Origin of the sequence: Marinobacter sp., from assembly GCF_014859525.1 — a bacterium.
GTDB lineage: Bacteria > Pseudomonadota > Gammaproteobacteria > Pseudomonadales > Oleiphilaceae > Marinobacter.
In genome coordinates this window covers 1-10,490 of the sequence record NZ_JACUUB010000083.1, presented here as the reverse complement: position 1 = coordinate 10,490, position 10,490 = coordinate 1, and the positions used below count along the sequence as shown (strand labels likewise).

Annotated in this window: 11 protein-coding genes; 3 read left to right on the top strand and 8 right to left on the bottom strand. The window is 56.8% G+C overall.

Annotated elements, in window-relative coordinates; genetic code table 11:
- Positions 1-4: 4 nt before the first annotated feature.
- The 7 genes from IBX51_RS12985 to IBX51_RS12955 all read right to left on the bottom strand — a co-directional run bounded on the left by IBX51_RS12985 (position 5) and on the right by IBX51_RS12955 (position 6,016).
- Entirely contained in the window at positions 5-448 is a 444-nt protein-coding gene (locus IBX51_RS12985; protein ID WP_291831707.1) for a universal stress protein, read from the bottom strand.
- 37 nt (positions 449-485) lie between these two features.
- Positions 486-1,772, bottom strand: a complete 1,287-nt coding sequence (locus IBX51_RS12980; protein WP_291831706.1) for a TRAP transporter large permease — start codon at positions 1,770-1,772, stop codon at positions 486-488.
- Positions 1,773-1,809: 37 nt separating this feature from the next.
- Positions 1,810-2,403 carry a TRAP transporter small permease gene (locus IBX51_RS12975; protein WP_291831705.1) on the bottom strand — a complete coding sequence of 198 codons (594 nt, stop codon included), beginning with the start codon at positions 2,401-2,403 and terminating at the stop codon, positions 1,810-1,812.
- 113 nt (positions 2,404-2,516) lie between these two features.
- Complete coding sequence (gene dctP, locus IBX51_RS12970) at positions 2,517-3,545, bottom strand: TRAP transporter substrate-binding protein DctP (protein WP_291831704.1); 1,029 nt, start codon at positions 3,543-3,545, stop codon at positions 2,517-2,519.
- Between the two features lie 244 nt (positions 3,546-3,789).
- A complete protein-coding gene (locus tag IBX51_RS12965; RefSeq protein WP_291831703.1) occupies positions 3,790-4,113 on the bottom strand; it encodes a high-potential iron-sulfur protein in 324 nt (107 codons plus the stop codon).
- A gap of 121 nt (positions 4,114-4,234) precedes the next feature.
- Positions 4,235-4,774 carry a YqiA/YcfP family alpha/beta fold hydrolase gene (locus IBX51_RS12960; RefSeq protein WP_291831702.1) on the bottom strand — a complete coding sequence of 180 codons (540 nt, stop codon included), beginning with the start codon at positions 4,772-4,774 and terminating at the stop codon, positions 4,235-4,237.
- Between the two features lie 225 nt (positions 4,775-4,999).
- The gene (locus IBX51_RS12955; RefSeq protein ID WP_291831701.1) at positions 5,000-6,016 is read right to left on the bottom strand and encodes an LLM class flavin-dependent oxidoreductase; all 1,017 of its coding nucleotides are present in this window, start codon (positions 6,014-6,016) and stop codon (positions 5,000-5,002) included.
- A 136-nt stretch (positions 6,017-6,152) separates the two neighbouring features.
- Between IBX51_RS12955 and IBX51_RS12950 the strand changes: the two genes are divergently transcribed.
- Entirely contained in the window at positions 6,153-6,911 is a 759-nt protein-coding gene (locus IBX51_RS12950) for a putative 4-mercaptohistidine N1-methyltransferase (protein ID WP_291831700.1), read from the top strand.
- Between the two features lie 115 nt (positions 6,912-7,026).
- Here the strand turns inward: IBX51_RS12950 and IBX51_RS12945 are convergent, their stop codons facing one another.
- The gene (locus tag IBX51_RS12945) at positions 7,027-7,812 is read right to left on the bottom strand and encodes a GntR family transcriptional regulator (protein ID WP_291831699.1); all 786 of its coding nucleotides are present in this window, start codon (positions 7,810-7,812) and stop codon (positions 7,027-7,029) included.
- A gap of 220 nt (positions 7,813-8,032) precedes the next feature.
- Here IBX51_RS12945 and IBX51_RS12940 point away from each other — a divergent pair, with 220 nt between their 5' ends.
- Together IBX51_RS12940 and IBX51_RS12935 are read left to right on the top strand one after the other, a co-directional pair.
- Entirely contained in the window at positions 8,033-9,727 is a 1,695-nt protein-coding gene (locus tag IBX51_RS12940) for an L-lactate permease (RefSeq protein WP_291831698.1), read from the top strand.
- A 59-nt stretch (positions 9,728-9,786) separates the two neighbouring features.
- On the top strand, positions 9,787-10,490 hold a 704-nt coding region (locus tag IBX51_RS12935; RefSeq protein WP_291831697.1), incomplete at its 3' end, for a (Fe-S)-binding protein.

Here is a 10,490-nt window from a genome sequence, read left to right as displayed (position 1 = left end):
GCTCTTAGACCACCAGTACCGGACACTTGGCGTGGGATGCTACCCGGTGGGAGACACTGCCCAGAAACATACCGTCTTTGTCGCTGTTGGTGCCCTTGGTGCCAACCACAATCAGATCGGCCTCCTTGTCCTGAGCAAACTTGACGATCACCTTGGAGGGTCGGCCGGCTTTCACAAAGCCTCGAACCTTGGTAGCCCCTTGTTCCTTGGCAAATTCCTTGGCGTGGTTCACCACGTCTTTGGCGTACCCTGACAACACCTTATCCGGAATATCCATGTCATCCGGTCGCCCGATGGAGAGCGAGGCTTCAAACAGGCTGTGGTGTTTGTACACGCAGATAATAAGAATCTCCGCACCGGGCATCAGCTTTTGTAGGTCAATGGCTTTGGTCAGCGCTTTCAGCGACGTTTTGGAGCCATCGACAGCCGCCAGAATCCGTTTGAACATAACAATCTCCTGTTATGGGCCGGGCCCATGGCCCGGCTCAATCCCTGTAGGCCAGATCCCTCAAGAACAACGCAATCTCGGGGAAGGCGATGATCAGGCCGGCCGCGGTGATCAGCATGAAGATGAACGGCGGCGTACCACGAATCACTTCCATGTAGGGTCGTTTGAAGATGGCGATGGCGGTAAATATGTCACACCCGAAGGGCGGTGTGGCAGAGCCTATGGCCACCTGTAACGTGATCAGCACCCCCACCAGTACCGGGTCTAACCCGGTGGCCTGAATGGCCGGCGCAAAGATGGGGGTCAGTACCAGGATCACCACGATCGGGTCTACAAACATACACGCAATAAAGAAGGCGATACAGATGGCGATCAGCACGCCAACCGGGCCGGCTTCGTTCACGCCCACGGTTTCGAGAATGGCCTGGGGAATCTGGGCAAAAGAAATGATCCAGGAAAACCCGTTACCGACTGCGACCAGAATGAACACCACCGCAGTGATCAGGCCGGTGGACTTGGCAATTTTGTAGATGTCTTTCAGGTTCAGGGAACGGAAAATAACGAACTCAAGCAGGAACGCGTAGAGCACGCACACCGCGGCGGCTTCGGTCGGGCTAAAGATGCCACCGTATATGCCACCGACAATGATGACCGGGAACATCAGCGGCCAGGAGGCATCACGAACGGCCAGGCCTCGTTGTTTCCAGCTGGCTTTTTCTTCGGTTGGCACGTTATTCCGGTAGGCGTAAATCAGGCAGTAGATTGAGAACATGAACAGGATCAGAACGCCGGGCCCAATGCCTGCGATGAACAGCTCGGCAATGGAGGTTTCCGAGATAACCCCGTAAATGATCATGCCAATACTGGGCGGAATCAGGAAAGCGATGTCACTGGCATTGATGATCAGCGCCAGTGTGAAGGGGTCAGAATAGCCTGCCTTCAGCATCTTTGGGCGCAACGGTGAGCCGACCGCAACCACGGTAGCCTGAGTCGATCCGGAGACCGCACCGAACAGGGTGCAGGAGGTGGCCGTACTGATGGCCAGCCCACCTTTTACGTGGCCAATGAACGACATGACCATATTGATCAGGCGGTCAGCAGACTGGCCCCGGGTCATGATGTCAGCGGCCAAAATAAACATGGGAACTGCAATCAGCGACGCTGGCCGGATACCGCCCATCATCTGTTGGATGAAGGTTTGCATCTGGCCGAAGCCGTCAAACATCATGACGAAACCGACCACGGCGGCGGTGGTCAGTGGGATCATCATCGGGAAGCCAAGCAGCAGTAGCCCGATCATGATCAACATCAGTATGGTTGCCATAGTTAGTCTTCCTGTTCCTTATCGGGTTACGACTGCGTCAGACCTCTGTTTCCGTGTCGGCATAACCATCGATAACGCCGGTAGAAAGATAAACGTCTTTACTGGTGAGGTTCTTGATGGCGGTAAGCAAATACTGGATGCCGGTTACGGCAAAACCAACAGGTGCCCAGATATAGATCCACCAGATGGGCAGGCCCAGAGCCGGCAAAATACGGCCACGACTGTAAAGCGTTTCAATATAGCCGTAGGCGTGGTAACACAAGAAAAACATGACCATTGAGGTGAACAGAGAAATGAAGATCATCAAGACTTTGCGGCCCTTGGCAGGCAAGGCGTCGTAGATTGCTGACATGCGGATGTGGCGACCATGGCGGGCGGCATAACCGAGGCCGGCAAAGGTAATCAGGATGATAAGAATACGGTTGATTTCGCCGGAGAAAAACAGGCTTTCACCAAACACAAAGCGCCCGATCACATTGGCGCAGGTGTTGATGGCCATCAGAATGACGCCGGCGGCGAGGATGACGGCTTCCGTTTTGGCGATCCACTCGTCAATCGTGCCCAGAAAGCCAGGCAAACCGGATTGGTAGCTTCCGGTATCGTCTTCAACCTCCTGAGGAAGTTCTGACATGGGGTTTGCTCCAGAACATGTCGCCCCGACCGATCGGTTCCTTGGCGGGGCAGGATTGAACCAGGGCCGGACAGCAAAGGGTGGTCTTGGACCACCCTTTGCATCCTGCCGTTTTACTCTCCCTGAACGGCTTCAAGATCGGCCTGGAACTGCTCCAACAGTTGCTTGCCACGGTCACCAGTCATATTGATGAAGCGCTCTTCAACCTGCGGTGCGCGGGCACGGAAGGCTTCGATCTGCTCTTCGTTCAGACGGGTAACGGTCACTCGGTCACTGGCAGTCTGGATCTTTTCAAGAGCTTCGTCAGCGAGGCCGTCGATGTGCACTACGATCTCTTCAAAGGCGAAGTCGGCCGCATCGCGGACCAGTTTCTTGTCTTCGTCAGACAAGCCGTTGTAGAAATCCTGGTTGGCCATCATGGCCGTGGTAAACCAGCCGTGGCCGGTAAATACCAGGTTTGGAGACACTTCATACAGACCACCAGACTCGATCCAGAAAATCGGGTTTTCCTGTCCCTGAATCATATTGGTCTGCAGAGCGCCATACACTTCGCCCCAGGGCAGCGGCGTTGGGGTCGCGCCGAAGGCTGAGTAGGTCTCAGAGAGCAGCGGATTGGTCATTACCCGAATTTGTTTGTTACGGAGTTCTTCGGGCTTGGTGAAGGGCTCATCCAGAGTGACAACCATTTCGCCCTCGGGGTACATCTTCAGCAGTTCAAGACCCTGTTCGGAATAGAGTTCGGGGAAGTCTTGGTTGATAGCCTTGGACTCACGGAAGAACTTGATCACGGTGTCCATGTCGGTTGGCATCAGATATGGAATGAAGAAGATCTGGGCTTCTGGAATTAACGAGCCGGTAAAGCCCGGGGACTGATTTACAAAGTTAAGGATGCCGGCCTGGGTTTGCTCCATGATATCGTCAGATTCACCCAGCTCGCCAAAGCGGAATACCTGAACGGTATGGTCCGAATTTTCCTCGACGTATTCTTTGAATTTATAGGCGTAAACGTCTTGAACATCACCCGCGTATTCTTCATGGGCATAGCGCCAGTTGGCAGCGTTGACCGAGTTTGCTGCCGTCATGGCGGCAAAGGCTAACGCCGAGAAGCCGGCTAGTTTTCTGAATTTACTTGTGTTGCTCATCGCGTTGTCTCCGTTTGTTTTATTGATGAAATCCTTTGTTACATTATTAAAGACTGGCAAAACAATGGGGTTTTCGCAAGGCAATGACTAAAATCAGATGATATTGGCGACAGGTTTTATATATCGCAAGTCCATGAATTGTCAGATTATTCGGATATTCTTCAAGGGCGGGGGCGGGTTAGAGTGCTTGGGTAATAAGGGCTGTAGACGCAAAAGGCGGCCGTGTGGCCGCCTTGAACTACAATTATCCGCGAGGTACGTAAGTGTTGCACCAGCCCTCTGCCGAGACCAGGACATTGCTGAACTGAGGGTGATTACAACCGCCCCAGCCATCCGACACTTCACCCGCCCAGAATACGCAATTGGCGCATTTGTGCCCTTCCTGGAACTTGGCGTGGGCACTGTCAGGACCGTTGTTTACATAATCCAGAGCGTGACCATCTTTAGCTTTTGGCTTTTCTGCGTGTGCGGTGGGTACGTGCGTGGCGACTTTTGCCAGTGGAACGGCAACGACGCCCAGTGCAGCAGTGCGCAGGAAAACCCGTCGGCTTTTATTGAAATCGCTCATTGGTGACTCCTCTCTCATCATTGGATTGTTGCCCTGCCGGAACGTTTGTTGGCAACAGGCGGGGCAGTCTGACTACCCTACCAAAATGATTCGGCCATGCACGGGATTTGGATGACTGTTATCAACTGTTACCCGTTTTTAATCCGGCAGTAATGAGAAAGGCCTGGAATTCATTGGCAACGCGATTGACGCTTAGTGTCAGTCGGTGATCGTCGGGCAACATCAAAATCGGCAGGTTCTGCGATTGTGCCAGTTCGATCACCGGCATCGGCGGCACCACATCATCGTGCCAGCCGTGAATTATCTGGGTGAACTGCGCGCGAATACAGGGGCGACTTTCAGGATATTTTGGCAAGGCCAGGGCCGGGGCCAGCAGAAAACAGCCCAGCACCGGCGTGTCTGCACTGGTTTGCGCGCAGACCCAGCCCCCCATGCTGGAGCCGGCAAGAACGCTACGGGCCGGGTCTGCGCCGGCAGCGGCCATGGCGCTGCGCATCTGTTCAAGGCGTTGAGCCGGGTCTTTGGTGCTACGATGATCAATGGCCTCGGCTCGCACGCCGGCGAAGGCTTCCGCGACCGATTTCAGCGCCTGGATTTTGGTGCTGCCGGGGCCGCTTTCCAGTCCGTGGGAGAGAAAGACGAAAACATCGGGTTCAGACACGGGAATTTCTCCGGTGGTTGATCGTGGGTTCCTGCACGGTTGTGGGCGATGAGCGGTTTGTCGCGCGCCATCGTATTCATTCCAGTCAGCAGAACAGGAGTCTAACAATGCACAGGGTAATAATGCTGTGATTGTCGCTGCTGGTGAACAGCGCGAGCCGTTGTGGGTATACCGGGATGGCAAAGTCACGGCCAGCTTCCCGAGCCGAGTACGCCCGAACGACCCTCAGTTGATCGAAGCCATTGAAACCGTGCTCTGAGCCCTGGTTTGCGCCAGGATATCCAGGGCATGACGGCGTTGCGCCGGGTCGTAGATGTCGATGGTAAACATCAGTTCGTCCACCTCGATATCCGCCAGCAGGTTGGTCAGCTGAAGGCGGATGTCGTCGGCATTGCCCAGGACCTGTAACGCCAGAAAATCCAGTACGCTGGCTTTCTCACCCGCGTTCCAGAGGCTGTCCATGGATTCAACCGGCGGCCTCATCCACAGGGGCTGGCCGCGGAACAGGGACAGGATGCGTTGATAACTGGTGGTTGCCAGGTGGCGGGCTTTGTCCAGAGAGTCAGCGGGAACCGCCGGGATGGCCAATATGGCGTAGGGCCTTTGCTGCTGCGCAGAGGGCTGGAAGTTGTCCCGATAAACCCTCAGGGCTTCCCGGTACAGGCGCGGCGCGAAATGGCCGGCAAAGGCGTAGGGCAAACCGCGAGCGGCGGCCAGCTGGGCGCTGAACAGGCTGGAGCCAAGCAACCAGAGTGGCACGTTGGTACCCGCACCGGGTATGGCTTTTACCGGCTGGCCAGGTTGTAGCGGGCCCAGCAGCGTTTGCAGGCGGGCAACGTCTTCCGGGAACTGCTCAGCCCCAAGGCCTTCCCGGCGCAGCGCCCTGGCGGTGATTGGGTCGGTACCCGGTGCACGGCCCAGGCCAAGGTCAATGCGCCCGGGATACAGGCATTCCAGGGTGCCAAACTGTTCGGCGACCACCAGCGGTGGGTGATTGGGCAGCATCACGCCGCCGGAGCCAACCCGGATGCTGTGGGTTTTGCCGGCAATATGGCCCACCAGCACCGAGGTGGCGGAGCTGGAAATGCCCTCCATGTTGTGATGCTCGGCCAGCCAGAATCGCTTGAAGCCCAGTGTTTCGGCGTGTTGGGCATAGGCAACGCTGTTCGCCAACGTAGTGCTGACCGAGTCGCCTTCGCGCACGGAGGCCAGTTCGAGCAGGGAGTAATCGGGCAGAGTCAACGTGGTTCTCCGTTGTGGTCGTCAGCAAGATGACTGACAGTGGTACTTTCTGGATGTATTTTCAAGACTCGTTAATCAACATCAATCCGGTTTCCGCCCTCTGAAATTCAGACAGGGCCCCGGCAAGGAGATAATGGTGAGCAATCCCAGCGATTACTATGAAAACGATACCACCCTGGCTCAGTACCTGGAGTTTCACTTTGGTGAGTCCTGGCATGGCGAGGCCAATTTCCCGAAAGAGCTGGCAGATGCCGCCATGGAGGCGCTGGATGGCCGTGAAACCTGTCGGGCGCTGGACATTGGCTGCGCCGTAGGCCGGACTGCACTGGAACTGGCCCGCCATTTTGATCACGTGGATGGTGTGGATTTTTCCCAGACCTTCGTCAATACCTGCCGGGATGTGGTGGCCAACGGTGTCGCCCGCTACGCCAGGCCCGAGGAGGGTGCGCTGGTCAGTTATCAGGAACATTCACTGGCGGCTCTGGGCCTGGCCGACGCCGGGCATCGTGTTGCCTTCCATCAGGGCGATGCCTGCAATCTGGGCGACAATTACCGGGATTATGACCTGGTGCTGGCGGGTAACCTCATCGACCGGCTGTACCAGCCGTCCCTGTTCCTGAAAACCATCCATGAGCGGATCAATGACCTGGGTTTGCTGGTGATTGCATCGCCTTACACCTGGCTGGAGGAATACACGCCGAAATCCGAGTGGGTGGGCGGTTACCTCAAAAACGGCGAGCCCTTCACCACACTCGATGGCCTGAAGGCGATGCTGGAGCCTCATTTCAGCCTGCTGGGTGAGCCTAGAAGCCTGCCGTTTGTGATCCGTGAAACCCGCAACAAGTTCCAGCACAGCTTTTCTGAACTCACCGTCTGGGAAAAATTGCCAGAATAATGCTGCTGTCACCAAACGGTCACGTGGATCGTTTAGGTTAGGAACTCATCAGGACGATTTGCATTGTGTTGGTGCATCGTGTGATTGCTTTAGCCGGGGTTTTCCCCGGTTTTTTTTATGCCTGTTCGTCAGCGTTGTGCCGTTCCCGGCGCAGTGCCCGCTCTTTGCGCCGTTCGTTTTCCGAGTGTTCCCAGATGGTCTGCTGAACAAACTCGATGTGGTGGCCGGCGATCGCCCGGGCATCTTCCGCCCTTCCTTCCATGATTGCCTGAAACAGCCGGGAATGCTGGTCGACCAGCCCCTGCCGTGTTTTGGAGGTCTTGGCGTACATGCCACCAATGTTGGTCACGATGTTGCTCTTGAGCATGCTGAACAGATTACGCATGGTGTGCATCAGCACCACGTTGTGGCTGGCCTCGGCGATGGCCATATGAAAACGGGCATCGGCTGCGCCCTCGGTTTCGAGGTTGTGGTCGGAGTTGTCGCGGTAACAGGTGTCCAGTGCGGTCCAGGCTTGCGTGAGGTATTCGCGATCGACCTCGGTAGCCCTTTGCGCTGCGTAGTAAGCGCAGTCGGCCTCCAGGGTGCGACGAAATTCCAGCAGATCCCGATGTGCCTCCGGGTGAGTCTCCAGTAATTTGATCAGCGGGTCACTGAAGCTGGCACCAAGCGTTTCGGTAACAAAGTTGCCGCCCCCCTGCCGACTGTTAAGCAGGCCTTTGGCTGCGAGTTTCTGGATGGCTTCCCTCAACGATGGCCGGGACACGCCAAACTGTTCCGCGAGGACCCGCTCCGGGGGTAACCGTTGGCCCGGTTGTAACGCGCCTTCCAGAATCATGGTTTCCAGTTGCTCAACGATGGTGTCGGCGAGGCGCCTGGGCGCAACTTGATTGATGGCCATGTACGGCTCCAGCTGATCTGAAAAAATTGGTCTGACCAATAAATATTATCCTTCTTTGTGCTTGTTTTCCCAGTAAAACTCGATGGCAATTAGACGAATGTCGAAGATTCTGCTTTTGACAGGCTAAAGGTTGTTCAAATAACGTACCCGGAATGACTTGAAAATTGGTATTACCAATTATCCAAAAACAGTATCCAATAACAATACGCTGGAGAAAATCATGTCGCCCGGATTGCTCGCTCTGTTGGCCTTTGCCCCGATTCTGCTGGCCGGAATCCTTCTGATTGGCCTGCGCTGGCCAGCCCGCCGGGCCATGCCCGTGGTATTTCTGGTCACCGCGTTGATCGGTTACGGCGCCTGGGATATGACCCTGAACCGCATCCTTGCCTCTACCCTGCAAGGCCTGGTGATTACCATTGGCCTGCTGTGGATTATCTTCGGTGCCATCCTGCTGCTGAACACCCTGAAACATTCGGGAGCGATCACCACCATTCGCGCCGGCTTTACCAACATCACGCCAGACCGCCGTATTCAGGCCATCATCATTGTCTGGCTGTTTGGCAGCTTTATTGAAGGCGCCTCGGGCTTTGGCACGCCAGCGGCCATCGCCGCGCCCTTGCTGGTGGCCGTGGGCTTCCCGGCCATGGCGGCGGTGATGCTGGGCATGATGGTGCAGAGTACGCCGGTATCGTTCGGTGCCGTGGGCACTCCGGTGGTGGTCGGGGTAACCACCGGTCTCGACCGCGCCACCATCACTGAACGATTGGAGGCGGTTGGTTCCAATTGGGATACCTATATGCAGCTGATCACCTCAGAAGTCGCGATTACCCACGCCATCGTGGGTGTGGTCATGCCATTGCTGATGGTGACCATGATGACCCGCTTTTTCGGCAAGAACAAAAGCTGGAAAGAAGGGCTGGAGGTGCTGCCATTTGCCCTGTTTGCCGGTCTTGCCTTTGTGGTTCCCTACGCACTGACGGGTGTGATTCTGGGGCCGGAATTCCCGTCTCTGCTCGGTGGCCTGATTGGCCTGGCAATCGTGACCATGGCGGCGAAAAAGGGCTTCCTGATGCCCAAAAAGACGTGGGATTTTGCCGATCGCAAAGACTGGCCCTCCGAGTGGCTGGGCACCATCGAGATGAAGCTGGAAGACATCGCGGGCAAGCCCATGAGCGGATTCCGCGCCTGGGTACCCTATGTGCTGGTGGGCATTATACTGGTGCTGAGCCGCACCGTTGACCCCATCAAGCAGGCCTTCACGAGCGTTGGTGTGTCTTTCTCGAACATTCTGGGTGAGGCGGGCATCAATGCCGGTATTCAGCCACTGTACCTGCCAGGCGGTATTCTGGTGATGGTGGTGCTGGCCACTTTCTTCATCCACCGGATGAATCTGCGCGCCCTGAATTCGGCGGTGAAGGAATCCGGTGGTGTGCTGCTGAGCGCCGGGTTTGTTCTGCTGTTCACGGTGCCCATGGTACGGATACTGATCAACTCTGGCGTTAATATGTCTGATTTGCCCAGTATGCCGCTGGCCATGGCCACCTGGGCCGCGGATTCGGTTGGTGGTATCTACCCGCTGCTGGCACCGACAGTAGGCGCTTTGGGCGCGTTTCTGGCTGGCTCCAATACCGTATCCAACATGATGTTCAGCCAGTTCCAGTTTGGTGTCGCTGAAAGCCTCGGCCTGTCCACCGCGCTCATGGTTGCCGTACAGGCGGTGGGTGCCGCCGCCGGTAACATGGTGGCCATTCACAACGTGGTGGCGGCGTCTGCCACGGTTGGCCTGCTGGGCCGTGAGGGGCAGACCCTGCGTAAGACCGTGTGGCCAACCCTATACTACCTGTTGGTAACGGGCCTGATTGCGCTGCTGGCGGCCTATGGTTTCGGTTTGATCGATCCGCTGATGAGCCGGTAACGCTGACATAACGATGACGGGTGGCAGCGGATGGCTGTATCGCCCGGAGGCAATGACTGATGAGTGAGCTGTTTTACGACGCCGCTCCCAACGCCACCCGCGTGGCGCCGGAGCGACCGAAGCCCCGGGTGTACCCGGCCAAGCCGTCCGAGGTAACGCTGTTTGGCACCTGTGTGGTGGATCTGTTTTTCCCGGAAGCGGGGCTGGACGCTATTCGCCTGCTGGAGCGGGAAGGCATTGCCGTGCACTTTCCCCAAGCGCAATCCTGTTGCGGCCAGCCAGCCTGGACTTCCGGCTATGTGAACGAAGCGCGAGAAGTCGCCCGGGCGCAGCTCAATCTGCTGGACAACGGTCTGCCGGTGGTGGTGCCCTCGGGCTCCTGCGCCGGTATGTTCCGGCAGCATTACCACGACGTTTTTGCCGACGAACCCGAGACCCTGAAACGGGCGGAAGACTTGGCCGAGCGGACGTTCGAGCTGACGGAATTTCTGCTGCACGTGTGCAAGGTAAACTGGCAGGATCTGGGCCAGCCAACGCAAATTGCCCTGCACACCTCCTGTTCCGCCCGCCGGGAAATGAACACCCATCTGCATGCCCGGGAACTGCTGGGTAAACTGGCCAACGTAGAGCGCCTGGACCACGACCATGAAAGCGAATGTTGCGGTTTCGGCGGGACTTTCTCCGTGCGCATGCCGGAAGTCTCCGGCGCCATGGTGCTGGATAAAACCCGTTCGCTGCGGGAATCCGGCGCGGGGGAAATGGT

Excerpts from the sequence above, each read along its gene's own strand:
- IBX51_RS12975 (WP_291831705.1), bottom strand. The coding sequence starts at position 2,403 with ATGTCAGAACTTCCTCAGGAGGTTGAAGACGATACCGGAAGCTACCAA.
- IBX51_RS12980 (WP_291831706.1), bottom strand. The coding sequence starts at position 1,772 with ATGGCAACCATACTGATGTTGATCATGATCGGGCTACTGCTGCTTGGC.
- IBX51_RS12985 (WP_291831707.1), bottom strand. The coding sequence starts at position 448 with ATGTTCAAACGGATTCTGGCGGCTGTCGATGGCTCCAAAACGTCGCTG.
- IBX51_RS12965 (WP_291831703.1), bottom strand. The coding sequence starts at position 4,113 with ATGAGCGATTTCAATAAAAGCCGACGGGTTTTCCTGCGCACTGCTGCA.
- IBX51_RS12945 (WP_291831699.1), bottom strand. The coding sequence starts at position 7,812 with ATGGCCATCAATCAAGTTGCGCCCAGGCGCCTCGCCGACACCATCGTT.
- dctP (WP_291831704.1), bottom strand. The coding sequence starts at position 3,545 with ATGAGCAACACAAGTAAATTCAGAAAACTAGCCGGCTTCTCGGCGTTA.
- IBX51_RS12940 (WP_291831698.1), top strand. The coding sequence starts at position 8,033 with ATGTCGCCCGGATTGCTCGCTCTGTTGGCCTTTGCCCCGATTCTGCTG.